The sequence below is a fragment of the Parvimonas oralis genome, from assembly GCF_047608425.1.
Classification (GTDB): Bacteria; Bacillota; Clostridia; order Tissierellales; family Peptoniphilaceae; genus Parvimonas.
The window spans coordinates 25,900-47,699 of the sequence record NZ_JBLKRS010000006.1; the positions used below are offsets into that span (position 1 = coordinate 25,900).

Annotated in this window: 21 protein-coding genes; all 21 read right to left on the reverse strand. The window is 29.9% G+C overall.

Annotated features, from left to right (window positions below; all coding sequences use genetic code 11):
- Positions 1–2 precede the first annotated feature (2 nt).
- The 21 genes from rfbC to yedE all read right to left on the reverse strand — a co-directional run bounded on the left by rfbC (position 3) and on the right by yedE (position 21,800).
- The gene (gene rfbC / locus ACMX2D_RS06525) at positions 3–596 is read right to left on the reverse strand and encodes a dTDP-4-dehydrorhamnose 3,5-epimerase (protein ID WP_009447609.1); all 594 of its coding nucleotides are present in this window, start codon (positions 594–596) and stop codon (positions 3–5) included.
- On the reverse strand, positions 596–1,615 hold the full coding sequence (rfbB, locus tag ACMX2D_RS06530; protein ID WP_414973216.1) for a dTDP-glucose 4,6-dehydratase: 1,020 nt from the start codon (positions 1,613–1,615) through the stop codon (positions 596–598). Before rfbB ends, rfbC begins: the two co-directional genes overlap by 1 nt.
- Positions 1,616–1,624: 9 nt before the next feature.
- On the reverse strand, positions 1,625–2,308 hold the full coding sequence (locus ACMX2D_RS06535) for a polysaccharide biosynthesis tyrosine autokinase (RefSeq protein WP_414973218.1): 684 nt from the start codon (positions 2,306–2,308) through the stop codon (positions 1,625–1,627).
- Positions 2,295–3,002, reverse strand: a complete 708-nt coding sequence (locus ACMX2D_RS06540; protein WP_414973219.1) for a YveK family protein — start codon at positions 3,000–3,002, stop codon at positions 2,295–2,297. The genes ACMX2D_RS06535 and ACMX2D_RS06540 overlap by 14 nt, the downstream gene beginning before the upstream one ends.
- 16 nt (positions 3,003–3,018) lie before the next feature.
- Entirely contained in the window at positions 3,019–4,488 is a 1,470-nt protein-coding gene (cpsA, locus tag ACMX2D_RS06545) for an LCP family glycopolymer transferase CpsA (RefSeq protein WP_414971752.1), read from the reverse strand.
- Positions 4,489–4,664: 176 nt separating this feature from the next.
- Complete coding sequence (pflA, locus tag ACMX2D_RS06550; protein WP_414971750.1) at positions 4,665–5,393, reverse strand: pyruvate formate-lyase-activating protein; 729 nt, start codon at positions 5,391–5,393, stop codon at positions 4,665–4,667.
- 73 nt (positions 5,394–5,466) lie between these two features.
- On the reverse strand, positions 5,467–7,713 hold the full coding sequence (gene pflB / locus ACMX2D_RS06555) for a formate C-acetyltransferase (RefSeq protein WP_414973221.1): 2,247 nt from the start codon (positions 7,711–7,713) through the stop codon (positions 5,467–5,469).
- A 425-nt stretch (positions 7,714–8,138) separates the two neighbouring features.
- Entirely contained in the window at positions 8,139–9,512 is a 1,374-nt protein-coding gene (locus ACMX2D_RS06560; protein ID WP_414973223.1) for an aminopeptidase, read from the reverse strand.
- Between the two features lie 78 nt (positions 9,513–9,590).
- The gene (locus tag ACMX2D_RS06565) at positions 9,591–10,853 is read right to left on the reverse strand and encodes a DUF4097 family beta strand repeat-containing protein (protein WP_414973224.1); all 1,263 of its coding nucleotides are present in this window, start codon (positions 10,851–10,853) and stop codon (positions 9,591–9,593) included.
- A complete protein-coding gene (locus tag ACMX2D_RS06570; RefSeq protein WP_004831954.1) occupies positions 10,846–11,157 on the reverse strand; it encodes a PadR family transcriptional regulator in 312 nt (103 codons plus the stop codon). The genes ACMX2D_RS06565 and ACMX2D_RS06570 overlap by 8 nt, the downstream gene beginning before the upstream one ends.
- A gap of 1,397 nt (positions 11,158–12,554) precedes the next feature.
- A complete protein-coding gene (locus tag ACMX2D_RS06575; RefSeq protein ID WP_414973226.1) occupies positions 12,555–13,166 on the reverse strand; it encodes a class I SAM-dependent methyltransferase in 612 nt (203 codons plus the stop codon).
- A 125-nt stretch (positions 13,167–13,291) separates the two neighbouring features.
- The gene (locus ACMX2D_RS06580) at positions 13,292–14,209 is read right to left on the reverse strand and encodes a tRNA 2-thiocytidine biosynthesis TtcA family protein (RefSeq protein ID WP_414973227.1); all 918 of its coding nucleotides are present in this window, start codon (positions 14,207–14,209) and stop codon (positions 13,292–13,294) included.
- Between the two features lie 7 nt (positions 14,210–14,216).
- Positions 14,217–14,699, reverse strand: coding sequence for a 23S rRNA (pseudouridine(1915)-N(3))-methyltransferase RlmH (gene rlmH, locus ACMX2D_RS06585; protein WP_414973229.1), 483 nt, complete (start codon positions 14,697–14,699; stop codon positions 14,217–14,219).
- 1 nt (position 14,700) lies between these two features.
- The gene (locus ACMX2D_RS06590; protein WP_414973230.1) at positions 14,701–15,489 is read right to left on the reverse strand and encodes an MBL fold metallo-hydrolase; all 789 of its coding nucleotides are present in this window, start codon (positions 15,487–15,489) and stop codon (positions 14,701–14,703) included.
- Between the two features lie 83 nt (positions 15,490–15,572).
- The gene (locus ACMX2D_RS06595; RefSeq protein WP_414973231.1) at positions 15,573–16,646 is read right to left on the reverse strand and encodes an acyltransferase family protein; all 1,074 of its coding nucleotides are present in this window, start codon (positions 16,644–16,646) and stop codon (positions 15,573–15,575) included.
- A 176-nt stretch (positions 16,647–16,822) separates the two neighbouring features.
- Positions 16,823–17,353: a C39 family peptidase gene (locus tag ACMX2D_RS06600; RefSeq protein WP_414973249.1), complete on the reverse strand. Its 531-nt coding sequence runs from the start codon at positions 17,351–17,353 to the stop codon at positions 16,823–16,825.
- Between the two features lie 14 nt (positions 17,354–17,367).
- A complete protein-coding gene (locus tag ACMX2D_RS06605) occupies positions 17,368–17,532 on the reverse strand; it encodes a hypothetical protein (protein ID WP_414973232.1) in 165 nt (54 codons plus the stop codon).
- A gap of 351 nt (positions 17,533–17,883) precedes the next feature.
- On the reverse strand, positions 17,884–20,052 hold the full coding sequence (locus ACMX2D_RS06610; RefSeq protein ID WP_414973234.1) for a hypothetical protein: 2,169 nt from the start codon (positions 20,050–20,052) through the stop codon (positions 17,884–17,886).
- Positions 20,053–20,248: 196 nt separating this feature from the next.
- Positions 20,249–20,473 carry a putative Se/S carrier protein gene (locus ACMX2D_RS06615; protein ID WP_414973236.1) on the reverse strand — a complete coding sequence of 75 codons (225 nt, stop codon included), beginning with the start codon at positions 20,471–20,473 and terminating at the stop codon, positions 20,249–20,251.
- Positions 20,473–20,679 carry a sulfurtransferase TusA family protein gene (locus ACMX2D_RS06620; RefSeq protein WP_004831973.1) on the reverse strand — a complete coding sequence of 69 codons (207 nt, stop codon included), beginning with the start codon at positions 20,677–20,679 and terminating at the stop codon, positions 20,473–20,475. The genes ACMX2D_RS06615 and ACMX2D_RS06620 overlap by 1 nt, the downstream gene beginning before the upstream one ends.
- Positions 20,680–20,696: 17 nt before the next feature.
- Positions 20,697–21,800 carry a YedE family putative selenium transporter gene (gene yedE / locus ACMX2D_RS06625; protein ID WP_414973238.1) on the reverse strand — a complete coding sequence of 368 codons (1,104 nt, stop codon included), beginning with the start codon at positions 21,798–21,800 and terminating at the stop codon, positions 20,697–20,699.

The window sequence follows — 21,800 nt, forward strand, 5'->3', positions numbered from 1 at the left end:
AATTAAATCGCTTTAAATGTTTCCCATTTTTTATCTTTTTCACTTAACAATATTTCCGTTCCGTCTTCTAAACAGTATTTTAAGTTACCTGAAACTTTATCAACCTTTTTTACAAGCTCCGGCCATTCAATTCCAATGCTTTCGTCATTCCAAAGTATTCCGCCTTCATCTCCGGGGTGATAAAAATCCGTACATTTGTAACAAAAAACAGCAGTATCGGATAAAACTAAAAGTCCATGGGCGAAGCCTTCAGGAACAAAAAATTGTTTCTTGTTTTCTTCTGAAAGTTCAACTCCGAACCATTTACCATAAGTTTTACTGTTTTTTCTTAAGTCAACCGCTACATCAAAAACTCTTCCTGATAAAACTCTGGCAAGTTTAGCTTGTGGATGTTGTTTTTGAAAATGCAAACCTCTAAGCACACCTTTTGTAGATGTACTTTGATTTTCCTGAACAAATACAGCATCTATCCCCTGTTCTTTTAAATCTCTTTTATTGTAAACTTCCATAAAATTTCCACGATTGTCGCCTATAACTGTCGGTTCAATCACATAAAGCCCCTCAATATCACATTTAGTTACTTTAATTTGTCCCATTATTTATCTCCATACATCTTTTCATAATAATTTTGATATTCTCCCGAGATGATATCTTCCCACCATTCTTTATTTTCTAAATACCAATTAATAGTCTTGATAATTCCATCTTCAAACATAGTTTCAGGAAACCAACCCAACTCATTATGAATTTTAGTAGGGTCAATAGCATATCTCATATCATGACCTTTTCTATCTTTAACAAATTTTATTAAATCTTCAGATTTATTCAATTCTTTACATATAAGTTTTACAATATCAATGTTCTTCATTTCGTTATGACCACCAATATTATAAACTTCTCCAACTTTTCCTTTATGAATAATTAAGTCTATCGCTTTACAATGATCATCAACATAAAGCCAATCTCTAACATTAAGTCCTTCTCCATAAACAGGTAAATCTTTATCCGACAATGCATTTGCAATCATCAGTGGAATAAGTTTTTCCGGAAATTGATAAGGTCCATAATTATTACTGCATCTGCTTATGCTAACCGGTAAGCCATAAGTCCTATGATATGCTGAAACTAATAAATCTGCGGCAGCTTTTGAAGAACTGTATGGTGAACTTGTATTAATAGGAGTTTCTTCTGTAAATAATAAGTCAGGTCTATCTAAAGGCAAATCTCCATAAACTTCATCTGTTGAAACTTGATGAAATCTTTTAATCCCATATTTTTTACAAGCATCCATCAAAACTGAAGTTCCAAGAATATTTGTAGTTAAAAATTCTTCGGGGCTTTCAATTGAACGGTCAACATGACTTTCCGCAGCAAAATTTACAACTATATCCGGTTTATACTCTTCAAAAATTTTATAAATTTCTTCTCTATTACAAATATCCTCTTTTATAAAAATAAAGTTAGGGTTGTTTTCAACAGTTTTTAATGTTTTTAAATTTCCTGCATAAGTCAATTTGTCAATGCAAATAATCTTATAATCCTCATATTTATTCATAATATAAAAAATAAAATTGGAACCAATAAATCCAGCACCACCTGTTACTATTAATTTCATAAAATCCCCCTATTGTTTTCCAAAATTCACATAATGTCCATAGGAACCATAGTTCATAATACTCATATCAACATCATTCAAAATAATTCCTAAAAAATTATTATTTACTTTTTTTAGTCTATTTACACTATCAATCAAAACTTTTCTTTTTATAGAATTTGATTTTACAACTATCATACTTGAATCACAGTACTCTGATATTACTATTGAATCTATACTGTCAGAAATCGGTGGTGATAATATGAATATATAATCATAATATTTTTTAAATAAATTTATTAATTCTTCAAATCTTCCAATTTTTAGCAATTCTATAATATTTTTGGTTTTTATACCTGAAAACAAAATATTAAATCCCTTTATACCTGTGTTGTATAATATACTTTCCATATTTACATTTCCTGTTAAGTAATTAGCCAAACCAATATTTTCTTCTGAAGGTTTAACAATTTTATATAACAAACTTCTTCTAAAATCAGCATCTATAATTAAAACTCTCTTTTCAAGTTTAGTTAAATAATAAGCAAGATTAATTATGACAGGAATTTCTCCTTCGTTTTTTCCGCAAGTTGTTACTAATATTGATGATTTATCATTTAGTCCGAGTCTAACATTTGTACTTGTTTCATTATAATATTCAACATTATCAGAATTAAAAATTCTCTTGTTTTTAAAAAGATCAATATTTTGCATTTTTATTTCTACCTTTTTTTGATTCGTTTTTTTGAACTGTTCCTAAATTTTTTGGAACTATTCCAAGCAAATTTATTCCTAAATCATATTTTATATCACTCGGAGTAACTATCTTATTATTTAAAATTTCTCTTAAAAACAAATATATAACCCCTAATGATAAACTACCTAGGAAAGCTATTACGACTGTCTTCGTTATATTTGGTGAGTAAGGTGTTGTATTTTCCTCCGCTTTTTCCAATATCGTAACATCGGAAACTTTGACAAGTTCTTTTACTCTTTCTATAAATTTATCCCTAACTGCAACAACTATGTCAAATGCTTTCCCCGAATCTGTACTTGAATATGTCATAGTTATAGATTTATTTTGGTCATCAAAATTAACCTTTAAATTTTTCAGTAATTCATCTGTTGAGATATTAAGTTTTTGACTTTCTATAACAGATTTTATGGAATCCTTGTTCTTTACTTCACTGGTTATCTGATTATTAAATTGATATTTCTCATTATAATTAGATAAATATATTGTTGTCGAAGATTTATATTTATAAGGCACAAATTCCATGGTATACAATCCAACCAATAATGAAATCATCAGTGAAAAAATTATAATTTTTAATTTGTTTTTCCATATAATCTTAATTAATCTAACTAAATCTACAGAGAAATAGTCTCCATTATTGTATTGTTCCATAGTACTCCTTTTTAAATTATTTTCCCTCTAATATACTTTGTATTTTACTTTTACAACTTTCTAAACTTTGTTTATTAATTTCCATCATATATAGTTTATATCCAGGCATAGCATAAGATGGCAATCCCATCTTACCTACTCCGTTAAGAGCTTGAGATTCTATCTTGAAATCTTCTCCGGAATCAAGTTGTTGATTTACCAATTCCATAATTTCACTAACCGGCATATCAGTTTGTACTGAAGAAGACAATTCATCTAAGATTGAACTGAAATTACTTAAAGCCGCTTTTGAAGTCATTTTCTTTATTATCGCAGCTATAACTTTTTCATGGTTTTTACCTCTATCTCTATCTCCATCAGCAAGTCCATATCTTTCACGAACAAATCCTAAAGCTTTTTTAGAATCTAAATGTACAGTTCCAACAGGGAAATGATATTTTCCATGATAAGAAACAAAATCCTGATCATTGTAAACATCAATTCCGCCAACTAAATCTATCAACTTCATAAAAGTGGTAAAATTAACTCTTGCATAATGTTCAATTTTTATTCCATATAAATTTTCTAAAGTTTTAAGAGATGTTTTTATTCCATAAATTCCTGAATGAGTCAATTTATCATATTGATTATTTCCTCCATTTGGAATTTTTACATAAGAATCTCTAGGTGTTGTAGTTAAAACAATCTTATGAGTCTTTTTATTAACTGTAATAAGAACATTTACATCACTTCTTGAAACTGTAGTTATCGGACCGTAAGTGTCTATACCGCTTACATAGATATTAAAACTGTCTTTATTTGTCAAGTCTTTATCTTTTTCCGTTTTGTCTTCTTTTACTTCTTCAACTATTTTGTATTCATAAATCTTTTTAATCTTTTCAAGATAATCAGGATGAGCATTTGCAATTAAATCTCCATAAGCGGCATTTAAAACCATAACTTGAGATTTCCCTGAAATTAAATCTTCATATGCCTGTAAATATGATTTAGTATCTTGAATACTTAATTTTACATTAGCTTTATTCTGAACTTCTTTAACTAATTTATCAATATTTTCTTTATCCATTTCAGTCGGAGCAAGAACTTTACTCTTAATATCATTGATACTGTTCATGTCACTATCTGCACGAACTACGACAACCATAGTCTTTTCTGTTATTTTTGCATTTTCATTTAATTTGTTAAATAAATTAAGACCTTTATTCATATAATTAAATGCAAAAATTGTTATAATTATAAAAAATACTGAACAGATAGTTGTAAATATTTTTCCTTTACGAATTATATTTAAAACCAACACCAATATTAAAACTCCTGCCATAAAAGCTAAAATTATGTAATTAATTTTTTTGAAATTTAACAGATTATATTTAAACATTATAAATAAGTCTGCTATCGTAAAAAACGACAAAACCGCAAAAAGAACCCAATTTATAATCAAAAAAACTTTTCTTCCTACATTTTTGCCTTCTATTTGTTTATTCATTATCATTCCTCCTAAATATATTAAATAAATATTCATGTTATTGTAGCATAAAATCAAGATTTTTTCAATGTTTTTACTATTTTAAAAGAAAATCACTGTAAAATAATAAAAACATAATTTCTATTTTCTAAAATTTTGTAGTTTTTTGCAAGAAAAAAGCCACCCTAAGCGATGGCTTAAATTAGATTTAATTTACTTCTTACATAACTTTCAAGCATTGAAGCTTTTTCTTTATTCATTGCAGGGACACCTTTAAGTTTGTAATCTCTTCCAAGTTCTTTATATTTTGCAACTCCCATTATATGATAAGGTAGTATTTCAACTCTCTCTATTTTATCTCGATAAGGCTTAATTATTTCAATAAATTTATCCATTGATTCCTTATTATCTGTAAAACCGGGAACCATAACATGTCTGAACCAAATTTTACCTTTATAATATTTTTCAATATATTCCAAAAATTTATAAAAGCCGTCCATCTTTTGCTTTACCATTTCTATATAGCCTTGGTTTGAAAAACTTTTTACATCCAAAAGAATTGTATCTGTATTTTCTAAAATTTCTTTAAAATACTTTTCATTTCCATAACCGCTTGTGTCAATACAAGTATTATAGCCATTTTCTTTTAAAAGCTTTAGAGTTTCAGCAAGAAATTCACCTTGTAAAAGAGGCTCTCCACCTGAAAAAGTTACTCCGCCATTATCTCTATAATATGTCTTGTATCTTTTGGCTTTAGACAGCACAAAATCAGGTGTTATCTCCGTACCACCTTGCAATGCTTGAGTATCCGGGTTGTGACAGTAAAGGCATCTAAGGGGACAGCCTTGTAAAAAGAAAATTGTCCTTATGCCCGGTCCATCAACAAGCCCCATTGTTTCAATCGAATGTAACCTGCCTATTACCATAAAATCTCCTTAACAAAAAATATGTAGAAAAAACAAAGCAGGACAACCTGCTTTGTTTTGTATTATCATCTTCTTAACGACTTTCGTGGAAAGTTCTGTGAATTACTTCCATTTGTTGTTCTTTTGTAAGTCTATTAAATCTAACAGCATATCCTGAAACACGAATTGTTAAGTTTGGATATTTTTCAGGATGTTCATAAGCATCCATTAAAGTTGATCTGTCAAGTACATTAACATTCAAATGGAATGCCAATTGTTCAAAATAACCGTCCATTAAGTTTGTTAAATTAACTTTTCTTTCATCTTCACTCTTTCCTAATGCTGTAGGAACTATTGAGAATGTATTTGAAATACCGTCTTGACAACATCCTGCAAAAGGAATTTTTGCAACAGAGTTAAGTGATGCAATTGCACCTGTCTTATCTCTTCCATGCATTGGGTTAGCACCCGGTGCGAATGGTTCGCCTTTCTTTCTTCCGTCAGGAGTTGTTCCTGTCTTCTTACCATATACTACATTTGAAGTTATAGTTAAGATTGAAAGAGTATGTTCAGAATTTCTGTAAGTAGGAGTTTTTCTAAGTTCTTCCATAAATCCTTCGATAACTTCTACTGCAATTGAGTCAACTCTGTCATCATCATTTCCGTAAGTTGGGAAATCTCCTTCAATTTCAAAGTCAATAGCTAATCCGTTTTCATCTCTTATAGGTTTAACTTTTGCATATTTAATAGCACTTAATGAGTCTGCTACAATTGAAATACCTGCCACACCGAATGCCATATATCTATGAACAAAAGTATCGTGTAGAGCCATTTGTCCGGCTTCATAAGCATATTTATCGTGCATATAGTGAATTGTATTCATTGTATTTACATAAAGTTTTGCAACTTTTTCTAAAACTAATTTGTAGTTAGCATAAACTTTGTCGAAATCTAAAACTTCATCTTTAATTGGTTCAATACCATCTAATACTTTGATTAAAGAACCGTCTTTAGCTCTCTTCATTTCATCAACGCCACCGTTAATAGCATAAAGAAGTGATTTTGCAAGATTTGCTCTAGCTCCGAAGAATTGCATTTGTTTACCAATTACCATTGAAGATACACAACAAGCAATCGCATAGTCATCTCCGTGAACAGGTCTCATTGCATCATCATTTTCATATTGTAATGAACCTGTTTGGATACTCATCTTTGAACAATAATTTTTCCAACCTTCCGGTAAATCCAAACTCCAAAGAACTGTCATATTTGGTTCCGGTGAAGAATCTAAATTAGTTAAAGTGTGTAAAATTCTAAAAGCAGTTTTAGTAACTAATGTTCTTCCATCAACTCCCATACCACCTAATGATTCAGTAACCCAAGTAGGATCTCCTGCGAATAAATCATCATATTCAGGAGTTCTTAAATGTCTCATCATTCTAAGTTTCATAACGAATTGGTCGATTAATTCTTGAGCTTCACTTTCTGTTAAAGTTCCTTCATCAATATCTCTCTTGATGTAAATATCTAAGAAACCACCATTTCTACCAAGACTCATTGCAGCTCCGTTATTTTCTTTAACCGCTGCTAAATAAGCAAAGTATAACCATTGAATAGCTTCTCTAGCATTTGTGGCAGGAACAGAAATATCATATCCATATTCCAAAGCCATTTTCTTCATTTCGTCTAAAGCTCTGTATTGTTCAGAAAGTTCTTCTCTAAGTCTGATTATATCTTCTGAAGCTAATTCGCTTTCTAATTTTCTATATTCATTTAATTTATCTTCTCTTAATCTGTCAATTCCGTAAAGAGCAACTCTTCTGTAATCTCCGATGATTCTTCCACGTCCATAAGCATCAGGAAGACCTGTTAAAAGACCTACAGTTCTTGCTTTTCTCATTTGAGAAGTATAGGCATCGAATACTCCTTGATTATGAGTTTTTCTGAATTGATTAAAATATTTTTCAATAGTTGGATCCATCTTTAATCCATAAGCGTCTAAAGAATTTGTAACCATTCTGTATCCGCCATAAGGATTTACGATTCTCTTCATTGGTTCATCAGTTTGGAAACCTACAATCAATTCATTTTCTTTGTCTAAATAACCAGCAGGAAAATTGTTAATTCCTGAAACTCTTGTAGTATCAACTTTTACAGTCTTTGTTCTAACTTCTTCTAAGATTAAGTCTTCAGCTTTTTTCCATAAATTTTTTGTTCTTTCAGTTGGTTCAGCTAAAAAACTTTCATCTCCTTCATAAGGTGTATAGTTTAATTGAATGAAATCTCTTGTGTCAATATTTTCACTCCAATTTCCTTTTTTAAAACCTCTCCATGCGTCCATAAAATCATCTCCTATTTATATTCATTATCTAAATTTATTTTCGTACATATAGTATATACCCAACAAATACTTTCGTCTGTGATTGTAATCACAAAAATATATATTTTTTTGATTATTTTTATATTTTTTCAAACATTTTCATGAAATTTTTAAAAAATTTATTAATATCGCGAAAATATATTTAAAATACTAAATAGTTTGTAACTAATAAATTTTCTAATCGTTTTCACAGAAGTGTAAAACATATTAATGTTTTTAACAAAATTACTATATTACGATAAAGTTTTTGGACTAAAAATTTTTTATAATACTATGATTTAATATGTGTTTTTTCATAATTTTAAAAAATATATACTTGCTATTTAATAAAAAAAACACCTACTCGATGTAAATATCTTGTAGGTGTAAATTTTAAAAAATATTTCTTATAACATAAATGCCTTATATGCTTTATAACTCATATAAACATCTATTTTGCTTGTAACTTCGTATGGTGAGTGCATACTCAATGTAGCAGGACCTGCATCTAAAACTTCCGCACCGTATTTTGCAAGAAGTAATGCTATTGTTCCGCCACCGCCTTGATCTACTTTACCAAGTTCAGCAGTTTGCCATACAACATTATTTTCTTTGAATACTTTTCTAACTTCTGCTAAAAATTCAGCATTTGCATCACTTGAACCGAATTTTCCACCGCTTCCTGTGTATTTGCAAATTGTAATTCCTGAACCGATTACGGCAGAGTTCATAGCTTCACAAGTATCTGCAAAATCAGGGTCTAATCCCGCTGCAACGTCAGCTGATAACACTTTAGAATTCTTTAATGAACGATTAACTTTTAATTGGCAAAAATCTCCTTCAAGATTTACAAGTTCAGTCATTGTATTTTCCCAGAAATATGATGCCATACCTGTATTACCCATTGAGCCTATTTCTTCTTTATCCATAAATAATCCACAAGCTGTTCTCTTTGGATTTTCAATTTCAAAGATAGCACGCATTGTTGTAAAAGCACAAACTCTATCATCTTGTCCATATCCAATAACCATTGATCTGTCAAAACCTAAATCTCTAGCTTCCCCTGCAGGTACAATTTCTAATTCTGCAATTCTGAAATCTTCTTCTTCAAAATTGTATTTTTCTTTTATTAATTTTAGAACATTTTCTTTAACAGCATCTTTTTCTTTATCTTTTAAAGGAATATTTCCAACTAAAATATTCATTTGTTCTCCAACTAATGCTTCACGAGCAGTTTTAGCTAATTGATTTTTAGATAAGTGAATTAATAAATCTGTTACACAAAATACTGGATCGTCCTTATCTTCTCCAATGTGGATTTCTATTTTTTCTCCAGCTGAATTGTAAACAACTCCGTGAATTGCTAAAGGAATAGTTGCATATTGATATAATTTAACTCCACCATAATAATGAGTTTTCATTTTTGTTAAATTATTTGCTTCATACAATGGATTTTGTTTAACATCTAAACGTGGGCTGTCAATATGTGCTCCAACGATATTTAGTCCATTTTCCAAAGGTTCAGTTCCCATTACAAAAAGAGCAACTGACTTGTTTTTATGATTTAGATAAAACTTATCTCCAGCTTTAAATTTTTCTCCTGATTTATAAAGTTCTTCCAAATCTCTAAAGCCCTTTTCCTTTGCTTGACGAATAATTTCTGCACAAGCAAGTCTTTCAGTTTTTGATACTGATAAAAACTTTTTATAATCATCACAAAAATCAAAAACTAAATCTTTTTCTGCATCTTCAATTTGCAACCATGCACTCTTATTTTCCATAACATGCCTCCTATTATAATACATTTTTTTCACAAGACCATTATAACATAATTAAGTTTACAATTAAAGCTCTAAAACTTATCTTATAGTAACTTTACCCGCTTCACATTTTATCTTCATATTCACTTCTGAATTTTTATTCTTTCTTCCATGTTTCCCAAAGCCTGAAAAAGATTCTCCAAAAATTCTCACACTTCCCATTCCAACACTGTATTCGTATTCTATTTCTCCATATAATTTTTCAACTTCAAGAGTAGCATTCCCTGCATTAACATCAAGTTTAAACATCTCTTGATATTCTACTTCACCTTTGATATTTCCTGCATTGACTTCTACATTAAAATTCTTAACTTCAAAATCAAATAAATTTACATTTCCTGCGTTTACTTGTAAATTGAAATTTTCAAGTTCCAATTCGTTGATTCTGAGATTTGTAGCATTGATTTCCCCTGAAATTGAAATATTCTCCGGAATATAAATTGTAAGGGAAGAATCCTTAATGAAATCATCATCTACCATAATTCCGTTTCTATCAAGTTTCCCAACCAAGCCTTTATTGTAAATCTTTAATCTATTTAGATTCTTATCGCAATATAATTTTGTTCTCTTTACATTTCTTGCCTTTACTCTGACAAGTTTATCATCGCTTCTCTCAAATTTTACATTTAATGCATTTAAGTCAACATCTATATAATCAATACCCTCAAAAAAGGTATCCATATTTTCATTTGAATAGTCCATTTCATCCTCATCATAAATTTCATAATCTTCATCTTCACTAGGTTGATATTTAACTCTAACATACTTTTTAGTATATTTTCCCGGATTTTTTGAAATATCATTAACCAACATTCTATATAACCATTTTATTAACCATCCGAAAACATATAATAAAATGATAAATAATACTAATCTTCCGCCCCAAGTAATAATTAAGTCCGGTCTAAAAATAATTGAAAAAGGCAAAGTAAGTAAAGAAATTATTAATCCCACAACGGAAAATACAATCCAAATTACGAAACAAAGAATTGCTATAATAAAAATTGGAACCAACAATGGAAAAGAAAAAATTCCAAGTCCGACAAGAGATAGTTTTTTCCAAAAACTTCTTTTCTTTTTACCGCTTCTTTCGCTATCCTCTTCTTCCATTTCAATATCTTCAGCCAAAATTTCCATTGCAACTTTTCTCGGATTCCCAAAACTTTCAGGAACTTCATCATCAAAGTCAATTCCCTGCTCATCAAACATCTCATTGTAAAAACTTTCTATATTTCGTCTTTCTTCTTTAGAAATATTTTTTAAATAAGACATCAGCTTTCTCATAAAAGTCCTTCTATTCATCATTACCTCCAACTATCTGATTTACTTGCTTAACATATATATTCCATTTTTCTTTATTAAAATTTAAAACATCTCGACCTGCCCCGGTTATACGATAATATCTTCTATTTCTACCGTCAAAAGCGACATCATAACTATCCAAGAGACCATTTTTTAGAAGTCTTCTCAAAACTGGATAGAGTGTTGACTCTGAAATCTCAATGGTAGCCATAAGTTTCTGAGTAATCTCATAACCATAAGTATCACTTCGATTAACTATTGCCAGAACACAAAAGTCTAAAATTTCTCCCTGAATTGAAAACATAACTACTCCTTTCTCAAAACATTATTAACTTACTTATATTATATAACGTATAGTATATAAAGTCAATATATTTTTTGGGATTTTTTTGTTTTGCTGTTTCTAAAAATTTTTTAAAATCTTTCGACTTTTACTTTCTTTTAACGTCTAGCCACTAAATTAGTTATTCCACTTATATGTCATTTCGACCGTAGCGATAGCGAAGTGGAGAAATCTCACACTTTTGTTGAAAACAAAAGTGAATGTATCGTAGATACATATATTACATAAGCCAAAAAATCTTAGTCATTGATTTGATTTTCAATTTTAATAAAAAATAATTTTAGTTCTTTTATGATTTCTTTCAGAAATATTATTGTTTGTAAACAAACAATAATTGAGATCTTTCGACTTCGTTTCACTTCGCTCGAGATGACGTGTTAGGGGCTTTCTTCGCAAAGTAATATGACGTGAACTATTATGATTTATAAATTTTTAGTAATTTCAATTTTATTAAACTATTTTAAATTTTATCAAATATAGCTTTTTGAAGTTTATTTTCCATTAACGTCTAGCACTTAAATAGCATCTCTTCCCCTATACGTCATTTCGACCGAAACGAAGCGTGCTGAGTGAAGTGAATCTAGACCTAACTTTGCTTGTTTACAAGCAATAGTAGGTCTGACGCAAAGATTGTTCAAATCTTTGATTTGAGTACAATCTACTGTGGAAATCTCATAGTTTTGCTTGTTTACAAGCAATAGTAGGTCTGACGCAAAGATTGTCCAAATCTTCGACTTGAGTACAGTCGACTGTGGAAATCTCAGACTTTTGTTGCAAGCAAAAGTGAATGTGTCGTAGATACATAAATTACAGAAAAAAATCTTAGTCATTGATTTGATTTTCAAATTTAATAAAAAACTAATTTCTAATTCTTTTTAGATTTCTTTCAGAAATATTATTGTTTGTAAACAAACAATAATTGAGATCTTTCGACTTCGTTTCACTTCGCTCAAGATGACGTGTTGGGGGCTTTTCTTTGCAAAGTAACATGACGTGAACTATTTTTTTATACAACATATTAATAATTACCGTTTTATTAAATTATTTAAATTTTATTTATTTTACTCTTATGCTTTTTAACGTTTATTTCCCATTAACATCTAGCCACTTAACAAAGTTATTCTCCTTATATGTCATTTCGACCGGAACGGAACGAAGCGTAGCGAAGTAGAGTGTAGTGGAGAAATCTCATAGTTTTGCTTGTAAACAATCAATAGTAGGTCTGACGCAAAGATTGTCCAAATCTTTGATTTGGGCACAATCGACTATGGAGATCTCACACTTTTGTTGCAAACAAAAGTGAATGTGTCGTAGATACATAGATAAAAAAAGGAGCATCTTAAAACGCTTCTTAGTTTTTACAATTTTTTTGCAATTACCACTATATGCTTTTTTTCATCTAGATGATATTCAGCAGAAAATCCTATTTTTTCAAGAACTTCAATCAATTTATCTCCTGTATAGACATTAAAATCTAACATATCAGCCCATTTTTTTATATTTGTATTTTCTCTTGCACTTCCTTCATTACAAATTAGAAATGTTCCTCCCACAACAAGAATTCTATGAATTTCTTTAAATGCTTTTTCAATATCTTGCCAAAAATATATAGTTTCAAATGCTGTTACAATATCTAAACTTTCATCTTCAAATGGAATTTCAGATACATCCCCTTCAAAAATCTTACATCTTCCATCTTTAATTTCTTTTTCATTTAATTCCCTTGAAACTTGAACACTCATCTTTGAGTAATCTAGTCCATATACATATTTTGCCTTAGTTAAAAAATACTGAACATTTCTTCCGCCACCACAACCTAAGTCTATTATTTTATCTCCTTCTTTTATATCTAAAAATGACCTCGCCCATGATGCCAACTTTTCATGTCCTTTATTCATTCCTTTAACCATAATCTTTCCACCCAAATTTTCTTTTGGTTTTATAACATTTTCAAAAAATTTTTTAAACATAAATACCTCCGATATATTTGATATTATTTATCAAATATATCTTATCATTATTTAATCCAATAATCAATATTCTTATATAAAAAACAGCGAATTTAAAAATTCACTGTTTACTTTTTTGTGTTTATTTACTCATAAAATGGATTGTCATTTTCGTATTTTTCATTGAAATCAACTTTATGTCCATTTATTTCGTAGCCTAATAGTAAATTTATATTTACATTTTCGGCTGCTCTAAATATAGAACTGTCAACATTTTTAAAGTCTTTTTTCAAATTTTCGATTAAATCCTTTATTTGATATCTTTTGTTTCCGATTTTTTTCGCTGCAACCATACAGGCACAATTTAAAGGCATAAGTCCTGTTGACTTCATCCACCTTATTATATATTCTTCTTCTATAAGATATAGAGGCCTTATTATTTCCATATCTTCAAAATTTTTCGCATTTAGTTTAGGTGGCATTGTCTTAAAACTTCCAGCACAAAGCAAGTTAAGCATTGTTGTTTCAATGACATCATTAAAATGATGACCTAATGCCAATTTGTTACATCCAAGTTCTTTAGCTTTTGCATAGAGTGAGCCTCTTCTCATTCTTGCACACATATAGCAAGGGTAATCCCCTGCAATTTTGTCCGCAACTGCAAAAATATCAGCAGGATAATATGTAAGGGGAATTTTAAGATAATTTGCATTTTCTAAAAGCAACTCTTTTATGGACGGATGATAACCCGGATCCATTGCAATAAATTCAAGTTCAAAATTATCTTTTCCATTCTTTTTAAGCTCTTGAAAGAGTTTTGCCATAATCAAGCTATCTTTTCCGCCTGAAATTGCAACCGCAATCTTATCTCCGTCTTCTATTAAATTGTATTCTTTAATCGCCTTTACAAATTTTGACCAAATATGTTTTCTATATCTTTTTATCAGCGACCTTTCAATATCTTTAAGCTCGGTTCTTTCGTTTTCAGGAAAAAGAACAGGACAAGTCGCCTGTAAGTTATTTTCTCTATTTTCCATTATATCTTTTATTTCCTTATTTTCCATATTTCTCCTATTTATGATATATTTGATTGTTCATAATTTTAAAAGCTCTGTAGATTTGTTCTAATAAAACAACTCTAAATAGTTGGTGTGGGAGTGTAAATTTTGAAAAAGAAAGTTTAAAATTACTTCTTTTCTTTATTTCATCTCCTAGTCCGAAACTTCCACCGATTACGAATATAAATTTTGAGTTTCCGTCATTCATTTTATCTTCTAAAAATTTTGAAAAGTCTTCACTGCCTATTGTTTTTCCTAAAATTTCAAGGGTTATAACAAAATCGGAATCTGAAATTTTATTTAAGATTCTTCCCTCTTCTTTTTTTAATACATTTTCAATTTCCAATTTACTTGGATTTTGTGTCAAAATTTTTTCTTCAGGAATTTCTATAATTTCAATTTTTGAAAAGGCTGAAATTCTCTTTTTATACTCATCACAGGCATCTTTTAAAAATTTTTCGGATAGCTTTCCTACACATAAAATTTTTATATTCATATTACACTTCCGTTATACTGCTGTTTTCAAATCTCTTTGTAACTTCCAAATTCGTATATTTAATTACATTTTCTTTATCTAAAATTCTAAAAACTTCGTCATAAGCAAGTTTTTCTTTATTATTAGTTTCACTTAAATGTCCAAGATATACCTTTTTGCATTTATCCGTTACAACTTCGGAGAGTACATTTCCACTTGTAACATTTGAAATATGACCGAAATCCCCCAAAATTCTCTGTTTTAAATTGTAGTCATAAGGTCCGTTTTTAAGCATTTCTAAGTCGTGATTTGCCTCAAAATAAAAAATCTTTGAACTCTTAATCTTTTCTTTCATGTGGTTTGTAATAATTCCCGTATCAGTTAAAAGGCTGACTTTCCCATAATCCGTATTAAAAACAAAGCCCATTCCTCTCGCACAATCGTGAGAAATTTCCAAGGTATATAAATCAAAAAGAGAAAATCTGTGTTTCTTTTCAGTGCCGATAACAACAATATTTTCATCTTTAATTTTACCTAGTTTGGATGCTCCAGCCTTTAGTGTTTCAATATTAGAACAAATTTTGATATCATAACGTCTGGAAAGCACTCCTGCCCCTCTTATATGATCAATATGTTCATGAGTTAAAAATATTAAATCAATCGTGCTAGGATCAACTCCCAAGCATTTAAGATTACTTTCAATTTTCTTGCCACTAAAACCTGCATCTATTAAATATCTTCTATTATCAACTTCTAAAAAGCAACAATTTCCATCACTCCCGCTAAAAAGCGGACAAAATCTTAAACCCATATTTCCTCCATTCGTACAAGCTTTATTTTATCATATTTTTGACAAAAAATCCAAAATTTTACATAAAAAAATTAGGCTTTCACCTAATTTTTATCAATAAAACTTAATCTTTTTTTAATTTTTAATTTTTTAAATATCAATTCTCTAAAATAATCTACAAATATACATACTACAAATATCACAATATCAGTTATTAAAATATAAAGTAGCATTTTTAAAGTTGAATGATTTAAAAATGTTGCAGATCTTCCAACTATAAATCTTTTGCTAAACACTTCATGTTCATGGATTAAATAAACCGAAAAACAAAGCGGTGAAAGAAATGAAATTATTTTTCTCCACGATTTTACTTTCAACTTTGAAAATATTATTAGTAAGGATATTCCTGATAGAAGCATAGTAGAAGATGTGTAGGAGATTAATGTAAATTTAAAATCTGTAACTCCTTTTAAATCTAAATAACTTGTCAAATATGCACTTCCTAATTCTAGAATAATACAAAAAGCAAATAGAATAATCATAGAATTATTAGAAAACTTATTATGCAAATTGTATTTTTTGATAAATCCACCAATTAAGTATAATACCATTAGCCACACAAAACTTGAACCATTTCTTGTAAGGAAAATGTCCCCTGCATAAATAAAAGGTAGTATAGAAATTATAATTATAATCATAATAATTGAGTTTCTAAGAAGCTTGTATTCCATATTTTCTAATGCAGAATTTAATATTGGCATAAAGAAGAACAGACAAAAATATGCTGTAAAATACCAATATTTTGAATTTACAACTGGAAAACAAAATGTTACAAGAGTTTTAAAATTAAAATCTACAATTCCAAAAATACAGCCAATCAAGTAAAGAGAAATAGAATAAAAAACAACTCTTACCCATAATAAAACTATATTAGAATATTTGTATCTGGATCCTATTCCTACAAAACCTGAAATTAAGGCATAACAGTTCACAGCCACATAACAAATTATCTCTAAAATCCATACAATATTGTATTTTGCACTTAAGAAATATAGATTCTCACTTCTTAAAATTCCACCATACCAAAAAACATGCAAATTTACAATCATAAACATTGTAACAATTCTAAGCAAGTCAATTCCATAATTTCTGTCTTTAATTTTCGGATTTTTTATCAAAATTTCTACCTCACCATAAAGACTACTGATAAACAGTAGTCTTATATTTATTTTGAAACAACAAGATTCCCGGGCACCCCCATGCGAAGCTTCGTCCAAGGGTGGCGTTCTTATTGCAAAGCAACAAGGTTCCCGGGCACCCACCCGATGCGAAGCATCGTGGAAGGGTGGGGTTCTTATTTATATAAAATTGCTTTTTTATCAAACCAATTGTAGCCACGTTTCAATTCATCATATTTCATATGGTAAATATGATTAGGTCTAACAGATTCTATATGGTAAAAACCTGTATTATCATAACCTATCAATAAAATTGAATGATAATCGGAACTTGCTAAAATCAATTCCCCTCCAACATCAACTTTTTTGTATAACATCTCTCTGGTAAACCAAACTTGAACAGTACGTCCTTTTGCTAATTGTAATTTTATATCTTCAAAGGATGCTCCTGAATAATCTTCGATGCTTGGAACTAACTTTTGTAATGTTGGAACCATACCACTTGGATAACTAGCTGGAAAAACATCACGATAATAATGTTCTTTAGGATTTCCCATAACTCCAGTTCTTGGATCTCCAGTTTTTGGTAATAAATTTAATAAATCAGTTGGAGTTATATATTTTCCTTTACTATAAAGTCCACTCGCAGCAGAATATAACCAACAGCCTGTATAAAACTTATCATCAGAAAATTTAAAAGCTCTAATTCCATTAGTTAGTCTTACAGTTTCAGGAAGGTTGAATTTTTCACCTTCATTATAATAAGTTCCTTCATAATATCCATTTGCATATTTTCCATTCGCAAAATATCTTTCACCATTGCCATCTTTTCCAAAGCCAGAGAATTTTTTACCATCTTTGAAAAAATACCAAGCCGTACCATCATCATACCACCAATTCGCAGGTTTTCCGTTTTCATCATAAAAAATATTTTCTACATAAATTGATTTTTTCCCGTTTTCATTTGTTTTTTCAGCAATAATTATGCTACTAAATCCTAGATGAAAAAATTAATAATAATGAAAAAAACATTAAAAATATTTTTCTAAATACTTTCATTTTTTCCTCCTAAAATAATAATAAACTAAAGTTAATTATATAATAATTAGTAAAAATTGTCAAAATTTATTATTAATTTCATTAGTTATTAGATTGTTATAATAATTTTAAACATTCAAAAAGTTCATCTTGAATTCCAAGATGAACTTTAATATATTTTTAACTCTATTTTTGTTTTTTATTTTTCTACAGAAGGTGGATAACCGAAACCAACAGGATGATGTTGACAATATGTTGAAATCCAATTGTCCAAAGTGATAACCCTCTTGTATCCAACACTTTCCATTACTTTTCCGTCTCCGATATAAATTCCGACATGTCCATAGATACGTCCCATTCTACTTCCACTACTACTGCTTTCAACAGCTACAATCATTCCTATTTTTAATTTACCAATATCTGAAGTAAAAGTATAGTTTCTATACATATCATTGGCATTCCCGCCTAAATATCCAAGACCGGCATTTTGATAAACTCTTGAAACCCACTTTGCACATAAGTTTCGACCGGGAGAACTTGTATTATATGCCGCATTTAAAATCCTCATCTGAATTTCTCTTGAAGCCATATAATATTTTCTATTATTTTTGTATTTCCCGTTTACAAAATCCATTTCTCCGTTGCCGTCAACAGCTTTTCCGGTATGCTTTTTACCATCTTTAAAGAAAAACCAGTCATATCCATCATCATACCAACCATTTGCAGGAAGTTTATTTTCATTATAATAAATTCCGTTTATATAAGTCTTTCCGTTGGACTCTAATCCTTCTTTATATAATTTTTCTTCATATATTCCATTGGCGTATTTTCCTTCTACAAAATATCTTTTTCCATTGCCGTCAATTCCGTGTCCTGTAAATTTTTTTCCATCTTTAAAGAAATACCAAGCACTTCCGTCGTCGCACCACCAATTAGCAAGTTTTCCTTCTCTGTAAAATATTTCATCTATATAACAATTTGCGTATTTTCCATTTGCAAATTGCATTTCTCCATTACCATCAACAGCTTTTCCGGTAAGTTTTTTACCATCTCTAAAGAAATACCAAGTACTTCCGTCATCATACCAACCATTTGCAGGAAGTTTATTTTCATCATAATAAATTCCTTTTATATAAGTTTGTCCTTTTGACTTTAAACCTTCCTTATATAGTATTCCTTCATATTCTCCGTTAGCATATTTTCCGTCTACAAAATATTTTTTCCCACTAAGATCAATTCCATATCCGGTATATTTTTTCCCATTTTGGAAAAAATACCAAGCACTTCCGTCATCGCACCACCAATTGGCTATTTTCCCTTCTCTGTAAAATATTTCATCTATATAAGTATTTGCGTATTTACCATTTACAAATTGCATTTCTCCGTTGTCGTCAACAGCTTTTCCGGTAAGTTTTTTACCATCTCTAAAGAAATACCAAGCACTTCCGTCATCGTACCAACCATTTGCAGGAAGCTTATTTTCATCATAATAAATTTCATTAATATAAGTTTGTCCTTCTGACTTTAAACCTTCCTTATAAAGTATTCCTTCATATTCTCCGTTAGCATATTTTCCGTCTACAAAATATTTTTTCCCACTAAGATCAATTCCATATCCGGTATATTTTTTCCCATTTTGGAAAAAATACCAAGCACTTCCGTCATCGCACCACCAATTAGCTATTTTCCCTTCTCTGTAAAATATTTCATCTATATAAGTATTTGCATATTTCCCATTTACAAATTGCATTTCGCCATTGCCATCTACTGCTTTTCCGGTAAATTTTTTACCTTCTTTAAAAAAATACCATGCAGTTCCGTCATCATACCACCAATTTGCAAGTTTTCCATTTTCATAAAAAAGTTTATTTACATACCCATTTACATACTTTCCATTTACAAAATACCTTTTCCCATTGCCATCTACTCCATAGCCATTATGTTTTTTACCGTTTTGGAAAAAATACCATGCTTCTCCGTCTTTGTACCACCAGTCTGCTGGCTTTCCATCTTCTCCATAGAAAATTCCATCTACATAAACTCTTCCCTTTGATTTTGCTCCATTTTCATAAAGGACATCTTTGTAAATTCCGCTACCATACTTGCCATTTAAAAAGTATTTAGATCCCCCTTTATCAACTGCAAGCCCTGTAAATTTCTTTCCGTTTTGGAAAAAGAACAAATCTTTTCCATCATCATACCAGCCATTTGCAAGATTTCCATTTTCATCATAAAAAATATTTTCTACATAAACTAATTTTTTCTCATTTTCATTTATATTTTCAGCAAAAAGTTTATTACTAAATCCCAAATTAAAAATTAATAATAAAGAAAAAATCATTAAAGATATTTTTTTAAATGCTTTCATTCAATCCTCCTAAAAATATAATAAATCTATTGGCAATTATATAATAGATGAACAAAAATGTCAAATGTGATTAATATTTTGATTAAATATCTATAATAAAAATTTTTTTCATAAAAAAGTCATCTTGATTTTCAAGATGACCTTTTTAATAGTATTTAATTTAAAGATTTCCTAAAGTTATTAAATCTTTTTAAATCTATAATTCTTCACATTCTTCCCATTCTATATCTTCTTTTTCCAAAAGTTCTAAAAGACTAGCTTTTAAATCCGGACTACATTCCCAAGCAATTCCACATCCTGCTGATAGAACTCTTGGTACAGGGACAAGTTTTCCTGAAAGGTTATTTTCTTTACATACGCTTTCAGTTGCCATTGCCTCTGCCGTCGTATAGAATGTTGTATACAGCTTAGTCTCTTTCATTATTCTACAATAATTTCAAAGTCTAATCCAACTTCTTTTACAGAAGTTTTTTTGCCTTGACTGTTTGCAAAATGTGTGATATTTTTTACAACATGAGCTTCACTGGCTAAGACTTTGTAAGTTTCATTTTTATTTTCTTTAAGGGCATCTTGTAAAATTAAAACCGGTTCCGGACAAGATAATCCTCTAACGTCTAATTCTTTCATATCAATCTCCTTAATTCTTATTTATTTTTTTCTTTTCTCAATCCGCAATAAGCTACTATAAATAAAGCAACTATTGAAATAATAACAAATACTTGTCCGTTTATTCCGGGACCGCCGGCTGCCGCTTTAATTCCTTTTGCTGTATTTTCAACTGCTGCTGCACCACCTGCTAATTTAAAATTATGAGCAAAAGCTGCTCCAACGAACATTCCAAGTACAGTTATAACTGAATCTGATGATCCTGTTCCTGCAAGAACTAATTGTCTTAAAGGACATCCACCAAGTAATACTGCACAGAAACCTACCGCATACATTGACAATAGATTCCAAATAGTTTGAGCATGAGCTATAGGTCCAAAAGCAACAAATTTAAAGTTGTTTGTAGCTAAATTATAACCTAACATTACGATAAAAATTCCAGCTATTACAGAGAACAATCTGAAATCTTTAACTAAGATAATATCTCTAAGTGAACCGGCAAAACACATTCTGCTTCTTTGTGCAATTACACCAAATACAAGGCCTACTGCAAGAGCCGCATACCATACTGCATGCATGCTTCCAGGTCCTTTTTTACTAAATGCATAAAGTGATGGAACAGCAATAACAAGAGCGAATAATCCTGCTACAACTATTGGTAAAACATATCCATTTTCTTTCTTTATCGGATAGGCTCTTCCTAAACTGAAGCCTTTTCTTAAGAAGAAAGCTCCTGTCGCAACACCGGCTGCAAAACCAACAAATCCTACATAAGAACTTATATCTCCGGCTGACATTCTTAAAATCATTCTTAAAGGACATCCTAAGAATACAAGAGCACAAACCATCATTATTACACCTAAGAAAAATCTGATAACAGGTGATGAACCGGCTGTTGATCTATATTCTTTTGTAAATAATGAAACTAAAAATGCACCTAAAATAATACCTACAATTTCCGGTCTAAAATATTGAACAACTTCTGCATTATGGAATTTCATAGCTCCTGCAGTATCTCTAATAAAACAAGCTATACAAAAAGCCATATTTTTAGGATTGCCTAAATATGCAAGCAAAGCTGCTCCAAGACCTGCGATAATTCCCAAAGTCAACAATCCCTTTTTTGTGTTAAAAAAACGCAT

Bases quoted from the DNA above. Each gene is read 5' to 3' on its own strand.
- rfbC (WP_009447609.1), bottom strand. From the start codon at position 596: ATGGGACAAATTAAAGTAACTAAATGTGATATTGAGGGGCTTTATGTG.
- rfbB (WP_414973216.1), bottom strand. From the start codon at position 1,615: ATGAAATTAATAGTAACAGGTGGTGCTGGATTTATTGGTTCCAATTTT.
- ACMX2D_RS06535 (WP_414973218.1), bottom strand. From the start codon at position 2,308: ATGCAAAATATTGATCTTTTTAAAAACAAGAGAATTTTTAATTCTGAT.
- ACMX2D_RS06540 (WP_414973219.1), bottom strand. From the start codon at position 3,002: ATGGAACAATACAATAATGGAGACTATTTCTCTGTAGATTTAGTTAGA.
- cpsA (WP_414971752.1), bottom strand. From the start codon at position 4,488: ATGAATAAACAAATAGAAGGCAAAAATGTAGGAAGAAAAGTTTTTTTG.
- pflA (WP_414971750.1), bottom strand. From the start codon at position 5,393: ATGGTAATAGGCAGGTTACATTCGATTGAAACAATGGGGCTTGTTGAT.
- pflB (WP_414973221.1), bottom strand. From the start codon at position 7,713: ATGGACGCATGGAGAGGTTTTAAAAAAGGAAATTGGAGTGAAAATATT.
- ACMX2D_RS06560 (WP_414973223.1), bottom strand. From the start codon at position 9,512: ATGGAAAATAAGAGTGCATGGTTGCAAATTGAAGATGCAGAAAAAGAT.
- ACMX2D_RS06565 (WP_414973224.1), bottom strand. From the start codon at position 10,853: ATGAATAGAAGGACTTTTATGAGAAAGCTGATGTCTTATTTAAAAAAT.
- ACMX2D_RS06570 (WP_004831954.1), bottom strand. From the start codon at position 11,157: ATGTTTTCAATTCAGGGAGAAATTTTAGACTTTTGTGTTCTGGCAATA.
- ACMX2D_RS06575 (WP_414973226.1), bottom strand. From the start codon at position 13,166: ATGTTTAAAAAATTTTTTGAAAATGTTATAAAACCAAAAGAAAATTTG.
- ACMX2D_RS06580 (WP_414973227.1), bottom strand. From the start codon at position 14,209: ATGGAAAATAAGGAAATAAAAGATATAATGGAAAATAGAGAAAATAAC.
- rlmH (WP_414973229.1), bottom strand. From the start codon at position 14,699: ATGAATATAAAAATTTTATGTGTAGGAAAGCTATCCGAAAAATTTTTA.
- ACMX2D_RS06590 (WP_414973230.1), bottom strand. From the start codon at position 15,489: ATGGGTTTAAGATTTTGTCCGCTTTTTAGCGGGAGTGATGGAAATTGT.
- ACMX2D_RS06605 (WP_414973232.1), bottom strand. From the start codon at position 17,532: ATGATGGTACGGCTTGGTATTTTTTCAAAGATGGTAAAAAATTCTCTG.
- ACMX2D_RS06610 (WP_414973234.1), bottom strand. From the start codon at position 20,052: ATGAAAGCATTTAAAAAAATATCTTTAATGATTTTTTCTTTATTATTA.
- ACMX2D_RS06615 (WP_414973236.1), bottom strand. From the start codon at position 20,473: ATGAAAGAGACTAAGCTGTATACAACATTCTATACGACGGCAGAGGCA.
- ACMX2D_RS06620 (WP_004831973.1), bottom strand. From the start codon at position 20,679: ATGAAAGAATTAGACGTTAGAGGATTATCTTGTCCGGAACCGGTTTTA.
- yedE (WP_414973238.1), bottom strand. From the start codon at position 21,800: ATGCGTTTTTTTAACACAAAAAAGGGATTGTTGACTTTGGGAATTATC.